We start from the raw sequence: 20,517 nt of genomic DNA, 5'->3' as shown, positions 1-20,517 counted from the left end.
TATCGCCAGTTCTGTCTTTTAGATAAGCAACCGGAAAGAGGAAGCACGCCCGACCATGTGGGCCGGGCGTGCTGGACGGGGTTAACCTAACTGCTTACGCGCATTGCGGAAGATACGCATCCACGGGCTGTCCTCGCCCCAGTTTTCCGGGTGCCAGGAGTTAGAAACCGTACGGAACACACGCTCCGGATGCGGCATCATCAGCGTCACGCGACCACTTTCGTTGGTAACCGCGGTAATACCGTTTGGCGAACCGTTCGGGTTAGCCGGATAGGTTTGGGTCACTTTACCGAAGTTATCGACAAAGCGCAGCGCCACCAGACCTTTGCTTTCAAGCTGAGCCAGATGGGCATCATCACGCACTTCCACGCGGCCTTCACCGTGGGAAACCGCGATAGGCATTTGTGAACCGACCATTCCCTGCAGCAGCAGCGACGGACTTTGGGTCACTTCGACCAGGCTGAAACGCGCTTCGAAGCGGTCAGAGTGGTTACGCACAAAACGTGGCCACAACTCACTGCCCGGCACCAGTTCACGCAGGTTAGACATCATCTGGCAGCCGTTACATACACCCAGCGCCAGCGTCTGCGGACGGTGGAAGAAGGTTTCGAACTCATCGCGCACGCGGTTGTTGAACAGAATTGATTTCGCCCAACCTTCACCCGCGCCCAGTACGTCACCGTAAGAGAAGCCGCCACAGGCAACCAGCGCCTGGAAATCTTCCAGACCGGTACGCCCGGCCAGCAGATCGCTCATGTGGACGTCGATGGCATCAAAGCCCGCACGGTAAAACGCCGCCGCCATCTCCACATGGGAGTTAACGCCCTGCTCACGCAGTACCGCCACTTTCGGGCGCGCGCCGGTCGCAATATAGGGTGCCGCAATGTCTTCGTTAATATCGAAAGAGAGCTTCACGTTCAGGCCCGGATCGCTATCGTTGGCTTTCGCCTGATGCTCTTCGTCAGCGCATTCCGGGTTGTCACGCAGGCGCTGCATCTGCCAGGTGGTCTCTGCCCACCACATACGCAGGGTGGTACGACTTTCGCTGAACACAGCCTGACCTGCCGCCTCGATAACAAACCGATCGCTCGCCGAGGCCTGACCCAGGTAGTGAACACAATCCGCCAGACCGTTTGCCGCCAGCAGCTCTTCTACAGCTTCACGGTCCGCGGCACGAACCTGAATGACGCCACCCAGTTCTTCGTTAAACAGCGCCGCCAGATGATCCTGGCCCAGTGCGGCGATATCCACATTCACACCGCAGTGACCGGCAAACGCCATTTCGGCCAGCGTCACCAGCAGACCACCGTCGGAACGGTCATGCCAGGCCAGCAGTTTGCCCTCTGCCACCAGCGCCTGCATCGCATTCCAGAAACCTTTCAGTTGCTGGACATCACGCACATCGGCAGTTTTATCGCCCAGTTGACGGTAAACCTGCGCCAGCGCGGTTGCGCCCAGCGCATTGTGGCCTTTACCCAGATCAATCAACAGCAGGGCGTTGTCTTCGGTAGAAAGTTGCGGCGTCACGGTACGACGCACATCTTCGACGCGGGCAAAAGCGGTGATCACCAGCGACAACGGCGAGGTCATCTCGCGCTGCTCGTGACCTTCCTGCCAGCGGGTCTTCATCGACATGGAGTCTTTACCCACCGGAATGGTCAGGCCCAGCGCCGGGCAGAGTTCCTCACCCACGGCTTTTACCGCGTCGTACAACCCGGCGTCTTCACCCGGATGACCGGCTGCGGACATCCAGTTTGCCGAGAGCTTAATGCGGTTGAGTTCACCGATTTGCGTGGCAGCCATGTTGGTCAGGGACTCACCGACCGCCAGACGGGCAGAGGCGGCGAAGTCCAGCAGTGCCACCGGCGCACGTTCACCGATGGACATCGCTTCGCCGTAGTAGCTGTCCAGGCTGGCGGTGGTCACCGCACAGTTAGCGACAGGCACCTGCCACGGGCCAACCATCTGATCGCGCGACACCATACCGGTGACGGTACGGTCGCCGATGGTCACCAGGAAGGTTTTCTCGGCGACGGCAGGCAGATGCAGCACACGGTTTACCGCGTCCGCAATAGAAATGTCACGTGAATCGATGGCTTCACCGGCCGCTTTACGTGTTTGCACGTCGCGGGTCATTTTTGGGGTTTTACCCAGCAGCACATCCAGCGGCAAATCGATCGGCTGGTTGTCGAAGTGGCTGTCGCTCATGGTCAGATGTTGCTCTGCCACGGCTTCACCAATCACTGCGTACGGGGCGCGTTCGCGGCGGCAAAGTTCATCAAACAGCGGTAACTGATCGGCCGCAACGGACAGGACATAACGCTCCTGGGATTCGTTACACCAGATTTCCAGCGGGCTCATCCCCGGTTCGTCGCTAAGGATGTCGCGCAACTGGAATTTACCACCGCGCCCACCATCGCTTACCAGTTCCGGCATGGCGTTCGACAGACCGCCCGCCCCCACATCATGGATAAACTGGATCGGGTTGGCATCACCCAGTTGCCAGCAGCGGTCAATCACTTCCTGGCAACGACGCTCCATTTCCGGGTTGTCACGCTGGACGGAAGCAAAATCCAGGTCCGCGTCAGACTGGCCGGAGGCCATGGAGGAGGCAGCGCCGCCGCCCAGACCGATGTTCATCGCCGGGCCGCCGAGGACGATCAGTTTCGCGCCAACGGTGATCTCACCTTTTTGTACGTGATCGGCGCGAATGTTGCCGATACCGCCTGCCAGCATGATCGGTTTATGATAGCCACGCAGCTCTTCGCCGTTGTGGCTGTTCACTTTCTCTTCGTAAGTACGGAAGTAGCCGGTCAGCGCCGGACGGCCAAATTCATTGTTAAATGCCGCGCCACCGAGTGGGCCTTCGGTCATGATATCCAGTGCGGAAACGATACGTTCCGGCTTACCGAAATCTTCTTCCCACGGCTGTTCAAAACCCGGAATACGCAGGTTAGAAACGGAGAAGCCCACCAGACCCGCTTTCGGCTTCGCGCCACGTCCGGTCGCCCCTTCGTCACGGATTTCACCACCAGAACCGGTTGCCGCGCCCGGCCACGGAGAAATCGCCGTCGGGTGGTTGTGGGTTTCCACTTTCATCAGAATGTGCGCCGCTTCCTGGTGGAAGTCATAACGGCCATTCTCGTGGTCAGCGAAGAAACGCCCGACCTCAGAACCTTCCATCACCGCGGCGTTGTCTTTATAGGCAGACAGCACATAGTCCGGGGTTTTCTCGAAGGTGTTTTTGATCATCTTAAACAGCGACTTTGGCTGCTGTTCGCCGTCAATCACCCAGTCGGCGTTGAAGATTTTATGACGGCAGTGTTCAGAGTTCGCCTGAGCAAACATGTAGAGTTCAATATCATTCGGGTTGCGGCCAAGGCGGCTAAACGCATCCTGCAGATAATCAATTTCGTCTTCCGCCAGTGCCAGGCCGAGACGCACGTTAGCGTCAATCAGCGCCTGACGCCCTTCACCTAACAGATCCACACTTTGCACCGGCGCAGGCTGATGATGTTCAAACAGGCGTGCCGCATCCGCTTCGGCGGTAAATACGGTCTCCATCATGCGGTCATGCAGTTCAGCCGCCACGCTTGCCCATTGCGCTTCGGTCAGCGTTGAGGCCTCAACATAGTAGGCCACGCCGCGCTCAAGGCGATTGATTTTGCCAAGGTCGCAGTTGTGCGCGATATCCGTTGCTTTAGAAGACCAGGGGGAGATGGTGCCAGGGCGGGGCGTAACGAGAAGTAATTTTCCGGTTGGGGTATGGCTGCTCAAGTTCGGACCATATTTCAGCAGGCATTGCAGCCGCGTGAGCTCTTCCTCGTTCAGCCGATCGTTCACATCGGCAAAATGGACATACTCAGCGTAAATATTGCTCACCGGGAGCCGGGCTGCCTGAAAACGCGCCAGCAGTTTGTTGATACGAAATGCGGACAGTGCAGGCGAACCACGCAGAATTTCCATCATAAGTCTCTCGTCTTCGAAGCTTTAAGTGTGCATCAGGGGGAAAACGGGCGTCATTATAGAGAATCCTGAGCGGTGACGAAACCGTTTGCGTCGAAATAAAATCTTGAGTGGCATTTCGCAGCAAACCGTAGCGGCTTCGCTAATTAGTTGCCAACTGGCGTATTGTTGCGCAAAATGCCGCTCAACGACCGATAAACATCCTTGTATTCATGGCGGCTATTTATTGAGGCATCGCACGGCGCAGAGAATTAACTAATTGAAAAAATTTAAGATTAATTATCTGCTTATCGGCATCGTCACCCTGCTGCTGGCAGCGGCCCTGTGGCCTTCTATCCCCTGGTTCGGCAAAGCCGACAACCGCGTTGCGGCCATCAAGGCGCGGGGCGAGCTTCGCATAAGCACTATCGCGTCCCCTTTGACGTATGCCAGTGTAGATAATAAACCTTACGGGCTTGATTACGAGCTCGCCCAACAGTTCGCCAGCTATCTTGGCGTTAAACTGAAAGTGACCGTACGCCAGAATATCAGCCAGCTTTTTGATGATCTCGACCACGGCAAGGCCGATATGCTGGCAGCCGGGCTGGTCTATAACAATGAGCGCCTCGAAAACTACCAGCCGGGCCCGGTTTACTATTGGGTTTCGCAGCAACTGGTTTACCGCGTTGGCAGCTACCGCCCCCGCAGCCTGGCTACCGTCAATGACACCCAACTCACCATCGCCCCAGGCCATGTGGCGATCAACGATTTACGTGAACTTAAAGAGAAAACGTTCCCGGATCTGAGCTGGAAGGTGGACGATAAAGCAGGCACCAATAATCTGCTTGAAGACGTGGTGAACGGCAAACTCAGCTATACCGTAGCGGATTCGGTCGCCGTGAGTCTGTTCCAGCGCGTCCATCCGGAACTGGCCGTCGCTCTCGATATCAGCGATGAGCAACCGGTCACCTGGTTTAGCCGCCGCGATGACGACAATACCCTGTCGGCGGCGATGCTCGACTTCTTCAATAACATTAATGAAGACGGGACCCTGGCGCGCCTGGAAGAGAAGTACCTCGGTCATGGCGATGATTTTGATTACGTCGACACGCGCACCTTCTTACGTGCGGTGGACAGCGTTCTGCCCGATCTCCAGCCGCTGTTTACGAAATACGCGCAGGATATTGACTGGCGTCTGCTGGCCGCGATTTCATATCAGGAATCCCACTGGGATACCCAGGCGACCTCCCCCACCGGCGTACGCGGCCTGATGATGCTTACCCGCAATACCGCGCAAAGCCTGGGGCTGAGCGACCGCACGGATGCCGAGCAAAGCATCAGCGGCGGTGCGCGCTACCTGCAGGATATGATGGATAAAGTACCTGACAGCGTCCCTCGCGACGAGCGCATCTGGTTTGCGCTGGCAGCCTACAATATGGGCTATGCGCACATGCTCGACGCCCGGTCGCTCACGGTGAAAACAAAAGGCAACCCGGATAGCTGGGCGGACGTAAAACAGCGCCTGCCGCTGCTGAGTCAGAAACCCTATTACAGCAAACTCACCTATGGGTATGCGCGTGGGCATGAAGCTTACGCCTACGTGGAAAACATCCGTAAATACGAAATCAGCCTGGTGGGGTATTTGCTGGAAAAAGAGAAAGAGGCGGCGAAGAAATCACAACTGGCGCAAGGGTATCCGGCGGTGGCGGCGGAGGAGTTCAATCGTGCGCCTTACGGTATCATGCCCTTTAGCGCTTTTACGCCAGGCGAGGCCTTCCCGCGCAATCCGCTGACCGTACCGGACAAACTGGTGGTGCAAGTGCCAGGCGCGGCTAAATAAGCGGCTCCGGCCCTTTTTTCTGCGCTTTCTTCTCCAGCCGACGCTGACGGAAAAAATCGCTTAGCATTCCGGCGCACTCATCGCGTAAAACCCCTTCGACAACCTCAACCCGATGGTTCATGCCCGGGTGGTGCAGCACATCCATCAGCGAGCCAGCCGCACCGGTTTTCGCATCACGCGCACCGAAGACAAGCTGGCCGATACGGCTATGCACCATCGCCCCGGCACACATCACGCAGGGTTCAAGCGTAACGTACAGGGTGGTATCAATCAGACGGTAGTTTTGCAACACCATCCCGCCCTGGCGCAGCGCCATGATTTCCGCATGTGCGGTGGGATCGTGGCGGCCAATGGGACGGTTCCAGCCTTCACCAATAACCTGATTATTGTGGACCAGCACCGCGCCAACCGGCACTTCGCCTTCTTCCCACGCGCGTTTTGCCAGCGCTAACGCATGGCGCATCCAGTAGTCGTGGTTAAGTTCAGGGTTGGACAAAGGGGGACACTCCAGTTAACAAGCGGGGCGCATTATACACAGCCGTTATGTGTTGCACACGCTCATTCCAGTTGCTGGAGCTGTCCACGCGGCGTCACCCGCCAGCGATGCTGGCAAAAATAGAGCAGTGGGTTGTCCTGTTTACTGTCGCTATAGCCACTGTACAGACGCAGCGGCGTGCCGATTTTGCGCTCAAGCTGAGCAACTTTTTCATGCCCCAGACAACGCAATGTAAGCACCCACCCACCGTAGCGGCGCTCAATCTGGCTGGCGATAATATTCACTCGCGGCAGCCAGGGGGTATCAAAATAGACCTGTTCCACCAATGGCTGCGGCGAACCGGTGATAAGCCAGATATCTGCATCGGAGGCCAGAAGATAGTTGGTGAGTCGTTCCTGCACCACCGGAAATGCCGTGACATGCCCGCGAAACCAGGTGGCAAATTTCTGCTCAAGCCGCTTAAGGTGGGTTTCGCTGTGGCCGAAAGTACATGCCCATAACAGCAGACTCATTGGCCAGCGCGCGGCGCGCCCTTTGACTAAAAGGGCGACGCCAATGACGGGCAGTAAAGGCAGAACCAGCAAGACATTCAGAGGGTGATGGCGCAACGCGTAGCGCAGGAATGTGCCGAACATATCCTGCTGATGTAAAGTGCCATCAAGATCAAAAAAGACAATGCGACGCTCGCTGGTAGCCAAATGTTACTCCTCAGGATCGGTGAAACCCAACAGCCAGGTAAACAGGAACCCGGCTATCACTGCTACCAAATAGCCTAACAGATAGAGCATCACTTTTCCGGTAACAATGGTTAACGCAAGCGGTAATCCGGAGATGCCGAAGGTGATAACCGTCGCCACTTTCCAGTAGCTTATCAGCGCACCGCCCACGGCGCCGCCTAAACACGCGCCGAGAAAAGGTTTCCCCAGCGGCAGGGTGACACCGAAAATCAGCGGTTCGCCAATTCCCAGTAATCCCACCGGGAGTGCGCCTTTGATTACTTTTTTCAGGCGAGCATTACGGGTTTTCATGAGCACCGCAATCGCCGCCCCCACCTGCCCGACACCCGCCATCGCCAGAATCGGGAACAGGGCGTTGTAACCATGCGCCTGTACCAGCTCTACGTGGATGGGCACCAGCCCCTGATGAAGCCCGGTAAGCACGAGCGGCAGAAATGCGCCTGCAATGATAGCCCCCACCAGCAGGCCACCGCGATCAATAGCCCAGGAAGCCCCGTGCGCGATGCCCTCGGAAATCACGCCGCCCAAAGGTTGTAGCGCAATAATCGCCACCGTCCCTGCGATAAGCGTGGTCAGCAACGGGTTAAGGATAAGCTCGATCGAGCCGGGCAGAATGTCGCGCAATTTTTTCTCAATCCAGCACATTAAGGCCACGACCAGTAACACCGCGATAACCCCACCGCGGCCCGGCTGCAGCGCCTCGCCAAACAGGGTAATTTGCGCCAGTTGTGGGCTGGAGAGGATCCCGGCCATCACCCCGCCCAGCGCCTGCGAGCCGCCAAATACCTTCGCGGTATTTACCCCCACCAGAATATTCATGATGGCAAACACGGCGCTGCCAAAAATGGCCAGCAAACCGAGCATATTGGGGTATTGTGTCGCAAAATCGCCGACGATATCCGGACGTTTGAGGATATTGATAATACCCGTGATCAGCCCCGAGGCGATAAACGCCGGGATCAGCGGAATAAAGACGTTTGCCAGCTTACGCAGCGCATCACTCATTGGGGCTTTGTATTTGGCTTTCGCCTGTGCCTTGTTACGCTCGACATTATCTAGTGCCGCGTCCGCCCCGCTCATTTGTGCTCGCATCGCATCCACCACCTGCGCCGCCTTACCCGGCCCGACAATAAACTGATGCTGCTGGCCCTGTTTGACATAGCCGCTAACCCCTGGCAACTGTTTTGTGGCCGCCAGGTCCAGCTTCGCGTCATCGAAAAGTTCGACGCGCACGCGGGTCATGCAGTTTTCAAGACGCTGAATGTTACCCTGCCCGCCCACCCCGTTGAGGATGGCGCTGGCGAGCGCTGCTGTTTTGTCCATACACGCCTCTTTAGTTTTCTAACGCCGCCCGTAAAAAGCCCTGATGCGCCGTCAGTTTCGCGCGTGCCGCAGGCGCATCAAGCCCGGTCAACACCATCAAAATAGCTGGTTTGACGTCGAAATCAGTCTGCTTTAGTACGCTTTCCGCGACATCACGCGTGACGCCTGTTGCCTCTACTACCATGCGACAGGCACGGTCCACCAGCTTGATATTTGTCGCTTTCATATCGACCATCAGGTTTTGATAAACCTTGCCAAATTTCACCATCGCCCCGGTGGAAATCATATTGAGTACCAATTTCTGCGCAGTGCCCGATTTCAGACGCGTGGAGCCAGTGAGCGCCTCCGGGCCAACCACCGGTGAAATGGCAATATCCGCTTCATGGGCAATAGGGGAATCCGGGTTACAGGAGACCGCCACGGTGGTGCAGCCCACGACATTGGCATATTTCAGGCCGCCGATGACATAGGGCGTGCGCCCGGACGCTGCCAGCCCCACCACCAGATCCGCAGCGTTCAGTGAGAGGGCTTTCAAATCGTCCTCGCCGAGCTGTGCATTGTCTTCCGCCCCTTCAACGGCTTTGAGCAATGCCCCAGGTCCACCGGCAATCAGCCCGACCACCAGACCGTGCGGCACGCCAAAGGTCGGCGGGCACTCAGAAGCATCCAGCACCCCAAGTCGCCCACTGGTACCGGCGCCCATATAAATAATTCTGCCGCCCGCTTTCAACGCCAGCGCCGCCGCATCCACCGCTTTGGCAACTTCCGGTAAGGTGGCTTTTACTGCCTGAGCGACCAGCGTATCCTGTTGGTTAAAACGGTTAACTAATTCGATGGTCGTTAATGCGTCTAAATCCATAGTTTCTGGATTGCGTGTCTCGGAAACCAGTGCGCCAAGATTCATTTTTGCTCCTAAAGAATTTTTTATTCATAATAATAGCAAGACATGGAATATAAAATTCATTTGCCTGCGTCAAATGCGTATTTGTAATTGTGGTCACATTTTGCCTCAGGAGACGTGATGAACTGTTTACTTAGTATTCGCCAGCGTTATGCCGGATTTGCACAGAGCGATAAGAAGCTGGCGGATTTCTTGCTGGCCGAGCCCGATCGCGCTCGTCATTTAAGCTCTCAGCAACTGGCGCTGGAGGCGGGAGTGAGTCAGTCGAGCGTGGTGAAATTTGCCCAGAAGCTGGGGTTCAAAGGCTTTCCGGCACTGAAACTGGCGATCAGCGAGGCACTCGCCAGCAGCCCGGATCCCTTTTCCATCACTGTGCACAATCAGATTCTCGGTGACGATACGCTGCGCGTGGTTGGCGAAAAGCTTATCAATGAGAATCTGAGCGCCATGCGCGCCACCCTGGATGTGAACAGCGAAGAGAAGCTACAGCAAAGCGTGGAGATGCTGCGCACGGCAAGACGTATTGTGTTGACCGGGATTGGCGCGTCCGGTCTGGTGGCGCGTAATTTCGGCTGGAAACTCATGAAAATTGGCCTGAATGCCATAGTCGAGCAGGATATGCACGCCCTGCTGGCCACGGTGCAGGCGATGGATCCACAAGATCTGTTGTTACCGATCTCGTATTCCGGTGAGCGCCGTGAGATCAATATGGCTGCCGATGAAATGTTGCGCGCCGGTGGACGCATTCTGGCGATTACCGGTTTCACACCTAACGCCCTGCAACAGCGCGCCAGCCACTGTCTGTACACAATTGCCGAAGAACAGGCGACCCGCAGCGCGGCAATCTCATCGACCAGCGCCCAAACGATGCTCACCGATCTGTTATTTATGGCCCTGGTTCAGCGCGATCTGGAACATGCGCCGGAGCGTATTCGTCACAGCGAGGAGCTGGTAAAAAAACTGGTTTGAACAGGGAATGATCGTATAATGCCCGCCCTGTTTGTGTGAGGTTTCTGAGATTTTCCTGATGGCGCTGTTAATCACCAAAAAATGCATCAATTGCGATATGTGCGAGCCCGAATGCCCTAATGAGGCCATTTCGATGGGCGAGAGCATTTATGAGATTAACAGCGATCGCTGCACGGAATGTATTGGACACTACGAAACACCGACCTGCCAGAAAGTGTGCCCGATCCCCAATACCATTTTGAAAGATCCGGCACATGTCGAAAGCGAAGAGCAGTTGTGGGACAAGTTTGTACAAATGCACCACGCGGATAAGATCTAGAACCTGACTCAGGGCTATTTTACTTGTCATTTTAAACCTGGGCAGTGCTCGCAATCCTCACGAACCTGAGTACGCTCCGGTTTCTGCTGTGCGAGTTCAAACTGACATCGCCAATGACGCCCTGTGAAATAAGGTCCTTAACTCTCGATAATCACCGTCGCGCAGGCATAGCGGCGCTCATCTGCCAGCGTGACATGCATGTGCGCTACGCCCAGTTTTTCCGCAAGCGCTAACGCTTCACCCCACAGCCGCAGACAAGGCTTGCCCAGCTCGTCGTTAAATACTTCAAACTGGTTAAACGCGAGCCCGTTGCGGATACCCGTTCCAAACGCTTTTGCCGCCGCTTCTTTGACGGCAAAGCGTTTGGCGAGAAAACGCACCGGTTGCTGATGCCTCTCCCAGATGGCCCATTCATTGTCGCTTAACACGCGTTTTGCCAGGCGATCGCCGCTACGGGCAATCACCGCTTCAATACGCTCAATTTCGACAATATCTGTGCCAATGCCAAGAATAGCCATTACTTACGCGCTTCCACCATCAGGCGTTTCATTTCCGCGACCGCCTCTTTCAGACCGCTCATGACAGCACGACCAATAATGGCATGGCCAATGTTCAGCTCATGCATTTCCGGCAGGCGTGCGATAGCCTGCACGTTATGGTAGGTGAGGCCGTGTCCGGCATTAACTTTCAGCCCGAGGCTTGCCGCATAGCTCGCCGCTTTAGCGATGCGATCCAGCTCTTTTGCCTGTTCCGCTTCGTCTTTCGCGTCGGCATAACAACCGGTGTGAATTTCGATGTACGGCGCGCCAACATCGGCAGCCGCTTTGATCTGCTCAACATCGGCATCAATAAACAGCGAGACCAGGATGCCGGCATCCGCCAGACGCTTGCAGGCATCACGCATTTTGTCACGTTGCCCGGCCACATCCAGACCGCCTTCGGTGGTCACTTCCTGGCGTTTCTCCGGCACCAGGCAGCAGAAATGCGGCTTCGTTTCGACCGCAATCCCCAGCATCTCTTCTGTAACGGCCATTTCAAGATTCATCCGCGTATCCAGGGTCTGGCGCAATACGCGAACATCGCGGTCAGTGATATGGCGACGATCTTCACGCAAATGCACGGTAATACCGTCCGCACCGGCCTGTTCCGCAATAAATGCCGCCTGTACCGGGTCCGGATACGCCGTGCCGCGCGCATTGCGCAGGGTGGCAATGTGGTCAATGTTGACGCCTAACAGTAATTCAGCCATCACAATCCTCGTTTTCTTTTTCGTTCGTCTTTACGTTCTACTCACCCCGCCCTTCTGCTCACATGCGCAAAGGCGAAAGCGAGTCGGAAATTCGGCTCCGTTAACGTTTCGGCATAAACTGGCGAAACAGTTCCCGGCTCTTGAGCGGTTTGCCCCCAAGATACGGCTTTAACGCTATGCGGGTAAAGCGTTTCGCCGCCCTGAGCGTATCCATATCGGGAAATTCGCGTTCGGCAAGCGCTCGCAAATGCCGCCCGGTAAAGGTGCTGTTATCCACCACCACGCTGGCAATAAATCCCTTCTCTTCGCGATAACGGTAGGTCATGGTGTCCTCAACAGGTTCACCGCTGCCTGCACAGTGCAGAAAATCTACGCCATATCCGAGGTGCCCCAGCAACGCGAGTTCAAAACGACGTAAAACCGGTTCGGGCGTACCGATTGCGCCAGCCAGTGCCTGGATACAGTGCAGATAATCGAAGAAAAGTTCAGAGAAGCGAGTCTCATGTTCAAGAACCCGTGACAGGAGCTCGTTGACATACAGACCGCTGTAAAGCGTAATCCCGGAAAGGGGAAGTGCCAGAGAGACGGCTTCAGCGCTGCGCAGCGTTTTGACTTCGCCGCGTCCGCCAAAGCGTACCAGCAAGGGGGTAAAAGGCTGTAACGCGCCTTTCAGGTTGGAACGTTTTGAACGTGCGCCTTTAGCGACCAGGCGCACGCGCCCCGACTCTTCCGTGAAGACGTCCAGCATTAAGCTGGTTTCGCTCCAGGGGCGACTATGCAGGACGAATGCGCGCTGCCAGCCCTCCATCATACTCGTCGTCTTTCAAGCTGCAGGCGCGTTAGCTGCGCCCGCTCCCCCCAGTCACTTACCGATGTAAGCTCCAGGGGATTCACGGTCTTGCCGCCTTCCTGCAACTCGAAATCCATAGAGTATCAACTCTTAAAGATCGTCAACATAGCCGAGACTACGCAGTGCACGCTCGTCGTCGGCCCAGCCCGATTTCACTTTCACCCACAGCTCCAGGTGAACCGGGGCTTCGAACATCTCCTGCATGTCTTTACGGGCTTCGATACCGATGGTTTTAATTTTGGCCCCTTTGTTGCCAATCACCATCTTCTTCTGCCCTTCGCGTTCAACGAGGATCAATCCGTTGATATCGTAACCACCACGTTCATTGGTAATAAAACGCTCAATTTCGACGGTGACGGAATACGGCAATTCAGCGCCCAGAAAACGCATCAGTTTTTCACGAATGATCTCGGACGCCATAAAACGCTGAGAGCGGTCGGTAATATAATCTTCCGGGAAATGGTGAACCGCTTCCGGCAGATGCTTGCGCACAATGCTGGCAATAGTATCAACGTTAAAGCCGGTCTCAGCAGAGATTGGGACGATATCGAGGAAGTTCATCTGGCTACCCAGGAACTGCAGATGCGGCAGCAAATCGGCCTTTTCCTGCACGTTATCAACTTTGTTGATAGCCAGGATAACCGGCGCTTTCCCTTCACGCAGTTTATTGAGCACCATTTCATCGTCCGGCGTCCAGCGGGTGCCTTCCACGACGAAAATGACCAGTTCTACATCACCAATCGAGCTGCTCGCCGCTTTGTTCATCAGGCGGTTAATCGCGCGCTTCTCTTCCATGTGCAAGCCGGGGGTGTCCACGTAGATGGCCTGGTAAGCCCCTTCGGTGTGAATACCCACGATGCGGTGACGGGTGGTCTGCGCTTTGCGCGAGGTAATGGAAATCTTCTGCCCGAGCAGATTATTCAACAGCGTGGATTTACCCACGTTAGGGCGGCCAACGATGGCGATAAACCCACAATATGTTTTTTCAGTTTCGGTGCTCATTCCAGCTCCAGTTTTTTCAGCGCCTGTTCGGCTGCGGCCTGCTCTGCCTTACGGCGGCTTGAACCTGTGCCTACTACCGGTTCTTTCAGGCCACTGACCTGGCAGTGGATAGTGAATTCCTGATCGTGTGCTTCACCACGCACCTGCACCACCAGATAAGACGGCAGTGGGAGGTGGCGACCCTGCAAAAATTCCTGCAAACGGGTTTTTGGATCTTTTTGTTTATCACCCGGACTGATTTCGTCCAGACGTGTTTGATACCAGTTCAGGATCAGTTTCTCGACAGTCTGAATATCGCTGTCGAGGAATACCCCACCGATCAACGCTTCTACGGTATCGGCCAGAATGGATTCACGACGAAAACCACCGCTTTTCAGTTCACCAGGCCCTAAGCGCAGACATTCACCCAGTTCAAACTCACGGGCAATTTCCGCCAGTGTGTTTCCGCGAACCAGCGTTGCGCGCATACGGCTCATATCACCTTCGTCCACACGCGGGAAACGGTGATATAGCGCATTGGCAATCACAAAACTTAAAATGGAGTCGCCTAAAAATTCGAGACGCTCGTTATGCTTGCTGCTGGCACTGCGATGCGTTAATGCCTGCTGCAACAGCTCCTGATGATGAAAAGTGTAGCCCAGCTTCCGCTGAAGCCGATTTATTACGATGGGGTTCATGCGATACCAATAGATGAATGCGTCAACAATGCAGCACACGAAACCGACCTGAAAGTACATATCATCGATTGGCAGCCTCTTTTAATCGATGGCGCGCATGATGAAGTGTAAGAACCAACGCGGTTTCGTGTGCTGTGGCGCCCTGAGGAGCCAGCCTGAAACTTCGGGGGAACATTCTATACGCAACGACATGGGATGTCGTTAGTCTGAACGGATTTATCGCGGAAATAATTCGGGGTGCGGATATTCTGTCCGCACCCCGTTGAATTAATGAATGCCACCAATGCGACTTAAGCGCACGCCGGTTGGCCATTCACCTTCTTGTTTTTCAAAACTCATCCAGATAGCGGTAGCTCTGCCCACCAGATTGGCTTCTGGTACAAAGCCCCAATAACGGCTGTCAGCGCTGTTATCGCGGTTATCGCCCATCATGAAGTAATGACCCGGCGGAACAATCCACGTCGCCAGCGGCTGGCCCTGCTGTTTGTAATACATGCCCAGTTGATCCTGCGCGACCGGCACGGTCAGAATACGGTGGGTGACATCCCCCAGCGTCTCTTTGCGCTCACCCAGACGAATACCATCATCACGGTTCTCGCCTTTCGGCAACTGGAAGAAACCACTGCTGGCTTCCCCGCCCGTTCGGCGCCCGAAGGTCTGCACGAAATCACTTGGTTCAACATTACTGTAGGTGATTGGCAGCGCGTTATCACAAGCCTGGCCGGAGCTGCATTTTGGCTGAACGGTAACCTCTTTGGCGACCGGATCGTAACTCACTTTATCGCCCGGCAAGCCGACAACACGTTTGATGTAATCAAGACGCGGATCGTCCGGATATTTAAATACCGCGATGTCACCCCGTTTCGGATGACCGGTTTCGATCAGGGTTTTCTGGTAAATCGGATCTTTAATGCCATAGGCGAACTTCTCAACCAGAATAAAATCACCAATCAGCAACGTTGGCATCATCGAACCTGACGGGATCTGGAAGGGTTCATAAATAAATGAACGCACGACCAGAACAATCGCCAGCACCGGGAAAACCGATGCGCCAGTTTCCAGCCAGCCCGGTTTCGGGCCGACTTTTTTCAGCGTTTTGTTATCGAGGGCATCACCTGTTGCCAGTTGGGCAACAGCCTGACGCTCACGGCGTTTGGGTGCAAAAATAAACTTATCCAGGCACCATAGAAATCCGGTCGCCAGGGTCGCAACGACCAGGATCAGGGCAAACATGTTCGCCATGCCAACTCCTTAAGGGTTATTTGCCGTCTTTACCGACATGCAGAATGGCGAGGAACGCTTCCTGCGGCAGTTCGACGTTGCCGACCTGCTTCATGCGTTTCTTACCTTCTTTCTGTTTCTGCAGCAGCTTTTTCTTACGGCTAACGTCACCGCCATAGCATTTTGCCAGAACGTTTTTACGCAGTTGTTTTACCGTCGAACGGGCAATGATGTGGTTACCAATGGCCGCCTGAATGGCAATATCAAACTGTTGACGCGGGATGAGATCCTTCATCTTCTCAACCAGCTCGCGCCCGCGGTATGGTGCGTTGTCGTTGTGGGTGATCAGCGCCAGCGCATCAACACGCTCACCGTTGATCAGCACGTCCACACGTACCATGTTGGAAGCCTGGAAGCGTTTGAAGTTGTAATCCAGTGACGCATAGCCACGGGAGGTTGACTTCAGACGGTCGAAGAAGTCGAGCACCACTTCCGCCATCGGGATTTCATAGGTCAGCGCCACCTGGTTACCGTGGTAAACCATGTTGGTCTGCACGCCACGTTTCTCGATACAGAGCGTAATCACGTTGCCCAGGAACTCCTGTGGCAGCAGCATATGACACTCGGCAATTGGCTCACGCAGCTCATAAATATTGTTCAGCGGTGGCAGCTTGGACGGGCTGTCGACGTAGATAACCTCTTTCGAGGTGGTCTCAACTTCGTAGACTACCGTTGGTGCGGTGGTGATCAGATCCAGATCGTATTCACGCTCCAAACGCTCCTGAATGATCTCCATATGCAGCAGACCAAGGAAGCCGCAGCGGAAACCAAAGCCCAGCGCGGTAGAACTTTCCGGTTCGTAGAACAGCGATGCATCGTTCAGGCTCAGTTTGCCGAGCGCATCACGGAAGTTCTCGTAATCGTCGGAGCTTACCGGGAACAGACCGGCATAAACCTGTGGCTTCACCTTTTTAAAGCCCGGCAGCGCTTTGTCAGCCGCATTTCGCGCCAGCGTCAGGGTATCGCCCACCGGCGCGCCCATAATGTCTTTAATAGCGCAAACCAGCCAGCCTACTTCGCCGCAATTCAGTTCAGTACGGTCAACCTGTTTCGGTGTGAAGATGCCCAGACGGTCAGCGTTATAGACCTGGCCGGTACTCATCACTTTGACTTTATCACCTTTACGCAGCGTACCGTTTTTCACACGGATCAACGACACGACGCCCAGGTAGTTATCGAACCAGGAGTCAATAATCAGTGCCTGTAATGGTGCATCCGGATCACCTTGAGGTGCCGGAATTTCGCGCACCAGGCGTTCGAGGACATCAACAACACCCACACCGGTTTTTGCAGAGCAACGCACCGCATCGGTGGCATCGATACCGACGATATCTTCAATTTCTTCCGCAACACGTTCCGGATCGGCTGCAGGCAGGTCGATTTTATTCAGTACCGGCACCACTTCCAGATCCATTTCCATGGCGGTATAGCAGTTTGCCAGCGTCTGCGCCTCTACCCCCTGGCCGGCATCCACCACCAGCAACGCACCTTCACAGGCGGCCAGCGAACGGGAAACTTCGTAGGAGAAGTCAACGTGACCAGGAGTATCGATAAAGTTCAGTTGATAGGTTTCGCCATCGGACGCTTTAAAGTCCAGCGTAACGCTCTGCGCCTTGATGGTAATACCGCGTTCACGTTCGAGATCCATAGAATCAAGAACCTGAGCTTCCATTTCGCGATCGGACAAGCCGCCACAAATTTGGATAATGCGGTCAGACAGCGTCGACTTACCGTGGTCGATGTGAGCAATGATGGAGAAATTTCTTATGTTCTTCATAAATATGAATTTATTAACTCGCTATGCTGATTGATTCTTCTTGATGGACACAGCGGTGGACATTCCACGATAACTACCCCATCAACGACTGACGGGCATATTACACTGTAGCGTTGAAATCGTCAGCAAACGATCTGTTGGTTAACATATGATGTTACATAGCCAGGCCAACATCCTTGCCAGCCCGGTTTCATAAATTCCTTACGCGTATTCCCAGATGATGACCAGGCCATCTCCACCTTTACCACCGGTATAAACCGTTGTTGTCAGGTTGGCATTGGCACCAGAGCCACCGCCTCCAGCAGTGCCAGCATTGCCCGGTCCGCTTGAACCACCGATAGGGGTAGCACCTCCTGATAAATACGATGCTCCTCCTTCGCCAGATACGCAGTTATTTTCCTTGGACCAGATCGCCGTTCCTCCACATCCACCTGACGAATTAACAATATTCCCACCAGTTGCCGAACCCCCATTGGCGCCACGAAATAAATTTACGCCAAATGCAGTTGTCCATGCGCTTGAAATGGAACTATCACCACCCAGACCTCCATTTGCAACAACAGAACCAAATGATGAAAGTCCACCAGGAGATGATGGATTACCGCCTACACCAACAACTACGGACTGACTGGAAGGAACTGAGGTAATCAAAGATTTAGCATATCCGCCTGCGCCACCACCTGCGCCTATACCGACAGATGATGCATTTGCCCCTGATGCACTACCGCCGCCTCCGCCAGCACCGATCACCTCAACGATGATTTTTTTTGTTCCCGGTGTCGGGGTATAAGTTCCGGAGGCATTAAACGTTTGCACGTTCAGCAATCTTCCGGTGGTCGCATCCTGAAATTCAGCCGTATTGTATTGAGCCATCAATGAAAGAGAGCCAGCGGTCATCATATTGGCAGCAATATCATTCGCTGACCACGCGCGTGCCGTCGTTCCTTCCTGTCCGCGCAGAATCGTCAGTGAATCACCAGATCGTGCAGTTACGTGAACAATTTCCGTCAATTGTTCTGTTGCTGCATCTATCAGGGTGAGTTTGAAGTAACTTGCACCGGTGACAGGTGCCGGAAACAGGGTGCCGGTACCTGTCGCCAGAGACACGGTAGTTGCAGATGCGTTGATGGCGGCCGCGATCGTGGTCTGTGCATTGTTGGCAGCTAAAAGTGTGAGGTCCATTTATACTCCTGATTTTATTTAATAAAAACTTTAATAATTGAATATCGCGTTCATCGAACCCCTAACCAACTTGATGAAGTCAGTGCCGGGTTTGTGCAACATTACACTTCCTGCCAGTTTGTAATTTCTGGATGACATAAATTCTGTTAAGAGGCAAAATGTAAGAAACTTAACCATGATTTATTGTAAGTAATCATGGGCAACCAAAATAAGGGATTTAATTAAATGTCGGAGCTAAAAGAGAATAAGTATTTTTTGTACTCAAAGCCCCAAGCCTGGTCTGTTTCCTTGATATTTACAATATCATTATTTCTATTCTGGAACATCTGCATTTTAAAATTCGGGAATAGCTTCTTGGGTTCAGATTCATTCATAATCGTAGAACGCATTGCTAATTCTGATCATCTCAGGTGGTTTGAGCAAACCTATCTTTCTCAGTTTGGTATACAGGGCATACTACTTTCTCTGATGCACTCCAGCCCTCTCAGTTTAAATGTTACAGATATAAGCTTGCAGTCTTCGTTATTGATTTCTTTTTTAACATCATTTGCATTTTCTGTTCCAACTTATAAATTATTAAAATTATCTGGAATTTACCCTGTCATTCTGTATTGGCTATCTCTTGCCTTATCTCCCTGGGCATTAACTTTTTCATACTCACTATACTGGGTTCCATTCACAATTATCCTGCCGTTTGCAATAGCGTTTGTCACAGGCAAGATGATGTTTAATGGAAGAAAGCCATTGATGCTTTCATTAATATTTCTGGCGATGTTGATTAAATGTTTATGTGGGTATGAATACATAACAACTGTTACGTTGTTTGCATGCGCTGGTTATGTATTCTCTTTAATAGGAACAAATCACAAAGCAAGAATTTATGATTTAATTAGTATATTTATTGCTTGTGTTGTTGGATTCTCTGTCGCTGTAGCGATTCATGCAGTCCAGTTAAACAACATAAATGATGCATATGGTTTTTCAACAATTATAAATAGAGTTGAATTGCATACTGGTACCGATGGCGGGGCAGACTATGCCCAGGGACTAATCCAACACCTGTCATCAAGAAAAGGTAATGAAAGTCTGATAGAGACTCTATCGTCAGATCTGGAAAGCCACAAGTTGCTTTTTGCATGGGAATCATTCAAAGAGTACTTTTATCTTCCAGCGTTGTCTTTTTTCAATAAAGAAATACCTTTTGGATGGTTTGTTTTAATATCTGTGCTAACTTCTGCAATTTGTATTATCTATCCAGTAAAGAAATTTAAGGATAAAATAGACTCCGACTTGCTGCATTATTCTATTGGATGCGCTTTTATTGTTGCTGGTGTGTTTTCATGGCAAATACTGGCATGGCATCATATGACCATTCATTTCCATTTAAACGGACAGCTATTTGCATATGGAATAGTTCCAGTAGCTATGATTAGCATTGGTTTATTGATCAACAACGTGTGCAAGAGGTTCCATGCAGACCATGATTTGCTAACAAAGACACCTGTTTTTATTATTGTAATCGCGTGTATTTATCTTTCACTGGCAAACCCATTTACCAGAAGCATAAGCATCACTGATAGCTTCCAGTCATTTAGCAAAAGAGGGATAGAGGTTATAGGACATGTAGACCAGGCCATCATCTCACCCGGAAGCAACGAACTGAACAGAGGGCTTGGGGTTGAGACATCAAGAATATACATTTCAGGCTGGGCAGTCGCAAAAGGAAAAGGTGATGTTTCTCCTAAGCTTTTTGTTGTTATAAAAGGCGGTATTGTCGGTGAGATATCTCCTGACATAGAAAGAGACGATGTCAAAAAATTCTACAAGATCAAGAATAGCGATAATGGATTCGTTTTTTCCTATGATGTTCCAGGAGCCATTACCAAAAAAGATATCAAGGTTCTGGCTTCTGATGGTAAAGGTGGATATTCAGAAGTTGAAATTCCATGAAAAAAGCCCCTTTCGGGGC

18 protein-coding genes are annotated in these 20,517 nt (G+C 53.1%); 5 read left to right on the top strand and 13 right to left on the bottom strand.

Features of this window, described 5'->3' with window-relative positions; genetic code table 11:
• Positions 1 to 81: 81 nt before the first annotated feature.
• Positions 82 to 3,969 carry a phosphoribosylformylglycinamidine synthase gene (gene purL, locus MRY16398_RS06820; RefSeq protein ID WP_125124064.1) on the bottom strand — a complete coding sequence of 1,296 codons (3,888 nt, stop codon included), beginning with the start codon at positions 3,967 to 3,969 and terminating at the stop codon, positions 82 to 84.
• 256 nt (positions 3,970 to 4,225) lie between these two features.
• Between purL and mltF the strand changes: the two genes are divergently transcribed.
• The gene (gene mltF / locus MRY16398_RS06815; protein ID WP_079496144.1) at positions 4,226 to 5,785 is read left to right on the top strand and encodes a membrane-bound lytic murein transglycosylase MltF; all 1,560 of its coding nucleotides are present in this window, start codon (positions 4,226 to 4,228) and stop codon (positions 5,783 to 5,785) included.
• On the opposite strand, the gene tadA is transcribed toward mltF, so the two are convergent.
• From tadA to murQ, 4 genes are read right to left on the bottom strand one after another with little or no spacing between them, the layout of a single operon-like run.
• A complete protein-coding gene (gene tadA, locus MRY16398_RS06810; protein WP_172600698.1) occupies positions 5,778 to 6,296 on the bottom strand; it encodes a tRNA adenosine(34) deaminase TadA in 519 nt (172 codons plus the stop codon). The two genes, mltF and tadA, sit on opposite strands and share 8 nt — an antisense overlap.
• 47 nt (positions 6,297 to 6,343) lie before the next feature.
• Complete coding sequence (yfhb, locus tag MRY16398_RS06805; protein ID WP_039079634.1) at positions 6,344 to 6,979, bottom strand: phosphatidylglycerophosphatase C; 636 nt, start codon at positions 6,977 to 6,979, stop codon at positions 6,344 to 6,346.
• A 3-nt stretch (positions 6,980 to 6,982) separates the two neighbouring features.
• Positions 6,983 to 8,341 carry a PTS transporter subunit EIIC gene (locus MRY16398_RS06800; RefSeq protein ID WP_125124062.1) on the bottom strand — a complete coding sequence of 453 codons (1,359 nt, stop codon included), beginning with the start codon at positions 8,339 to 8,341 and terminating at the stop codon, positions 6,983 to 6,985.
• Positions 8,342 to 8,351: 10 nt separating this feature from the next.
• On the bottom strand, positions 8,352 to 9,245 hold the full coding sequence (gene murQ / locus MRY16398_RS06795; protein WP_039079632.1) for an N-acetylmuramic acid 6-phosphate etherase: 894 nt from the start codon (positions 9,243 to 9,245) through the stop codon (positions 8,352 to 8,354).
• 117 nt (positions 9,246 to 9,362) lie between these two features.
• On the opposite strand from murQ, the gene MRY16398_RS06790 reads away from it, so the two are divergent.
• Positions 9,363 to 10,211, top strand: a complete 849-nt coding sequence (locus MRY16398_RS06790) for a MurR/RpiR family transcriptional regulator (RefSeq protein WP_039079631.1) — start codon at positions 9,363 to 9,365, stop codon at positions 10,209 to 10,211.
• A 58-nt stretch (positions 10,212 to 10,269) separates the two neighbouring features.
• Entirely contained in the window at positions 10,270 to 10,530 is a 261-nt protein-coding gene (locus MRY16398_RS06785; RefSeq protein ID WP_039079785.1) for a YfhL family 4Fe-4S dicluster ferredoxin, read from the top strand.
• 137 nt (positions 10,531 to 10,667) lie between these two features.
• Here MRY16398_RS06785 and acpS read toward each other — a convergent pair whose 3' ends face one another.
• The 5 genes from acpS to rnc all read right to left on the bottom strand — a co-directional run bounded on the left by acpS (position 10,668) and on the right by rnc (position 14,308).
• Positions 10,668 to 11,048: a holo-ACP synthase gene (gene acpS / locus MRY16398_RS06780; protein WP_039079630.1), complete on the bottom strand. Its 381-nt coding sequence runs from the start codon at positions 11,046 to 11,048 to the stop codon at positions 10,668 to 10,670.
• Complete coding sequence (gene pdxJ, locus MRY16398_RS06775; RefSeq protein ID WP_071193438.1) at positions 11,048 to 11,779, bottom strand: pyridoxine 5'-phosphate synthase; 732 nt, start codon at positions 11,777 to 11,779, stop codon at positions 11,048 to 11,050. The genes acpS and pdxJ overlap by 1 nt, the downstream gene beginning before the upstream one ends.
• A gap of 100 nt (positions 11,780 to 11,879) precedes the next feature.
• Positions 11,880 to 12,587, bottom strand: coding sequence for a DNA repair protein RecO (gene recO, locus MRY16398_RS06770; protein ID WP_039079784.1), 708 nt, complete (start codon positions 12,585 to 12,587; stop codon positions 11,880 to 11,882).
• Positions 12,588 to 12,719: 132 nt separating this feature from the next.
• Complete coding sequence (era, locus tag MRY16398_RS06765) at positions 12,720 to 13,631, bottom strand: GTPase Era (protein WP_039079628.1); 912 nt, start codon at positions 13,629 to 13,631, stop codon at positions 12,720 to 12,722.
• The gene (rnc, locus tag MRY16398_RS06760) at positions 13,628 to 14,308 is read right to left on the bottom strand and encodes a ribonuclease III (RefSeq protein WP_039079783.1); all 681 of its coding nucleotides are present in this window, start codon (positions 14,306 to 14,308) and stop codon (positions 13,628 to 13,630) included. Before rnc ends, era begins: the two co-directional genes overlap by 4 nt.
• Here rnc and MRY16398_RS30550 point away from each other — a divergent pair.
• Positions 14,252 to 14,419, top strand: coding sequence for a hypothetical protein (locus tag MRY16398_RS30550; protein ID WP_162303307.1), 168 nt, complete (start codon positions 14,252 to 14,254; stop codon positions 14,417 to 14,419). The two genes, rnc and MRY16398_RS30550, sit on opposite strands and share 57 nt — an antisense overlap.
• 156 nt (positions 14,420 to 14,575) lie before the next feature.
• On the opposite strand, the gene lepB is transcribed toward MRY16398_RS30550, so the two are convergent.
• The 3 genes from lepB to MRY16398_RS06745 form a co-directional block, all read right to left on the bottom strand.
• Positions 14,576 to 15,550, bottom strand: a complete 975-nt coding sequence (gene lepB / locus MRY16398_RS06755) for a signal peptidase I (RefSeq protein WP_039079627.1) — start codon at positions 15,548 to 15,550, stop codon at positions 14,576 to 14,578.
• Positions 15,551 to 15,566: 16 nt separating this feature from the next.
• Positions 15,567 to 17,366 (bottom strand): translation elongation factor 4, encoded by a 1,800-nt coding sequence (lepA, locus tag MRY16398_RS06750; protein WP_039079626.1) that lies wholly within the window; start codon positions 17,364 to 17,366, stop codon positions 15,567 to 15,569.
• Between the two features lie 201 nt (positions 17,367 to 17,567).
• Positions 17,568 to 18,548, bottom strand: a complete 981-nt coding sequence (locus MRY16398_RS06745; protein ID WP_125124061.1) for a glycine-rich domain-containing protein — start codon at positions 18,546 to 18,548, stop codon at positions 17,568 to 17,570.
• Positions 18,549 to 18,773: 225 nt separating this feature from the next.
• On the opposite strand from MRY16398_RS06745, the gene MRY16398_RS06740 reads away from it, so the two are divergent.
• Positions 18,774 to 20,498 (top strand): hypothetical protein, encoded by a 1,725-nt coding sequence (locus tag MRY16398_RS06740; RefSeq protein WP_125124060.1) that lies wholly within the window; start codon positions 18,774 to 18,776, stop codon positions 20,496 to 20,498.
• Positions 20,499 to 20,517: the final 19 nt, after the last annotated feature.

It is taken from the genome of Phytobacter sp. MRY16-398 (assembly GCF_003925915.1).
Taxonomy (GTDB): Bacteria; Pseudomonadota; Gammaproteobacteria; order Enterobacterales; family Enterobacteriaceae; genus Phytobacter; species Phytobacter diazotrophicus.
This window is presented reverse-complemented; position numbering and strand designations above follow the sequence as displayed.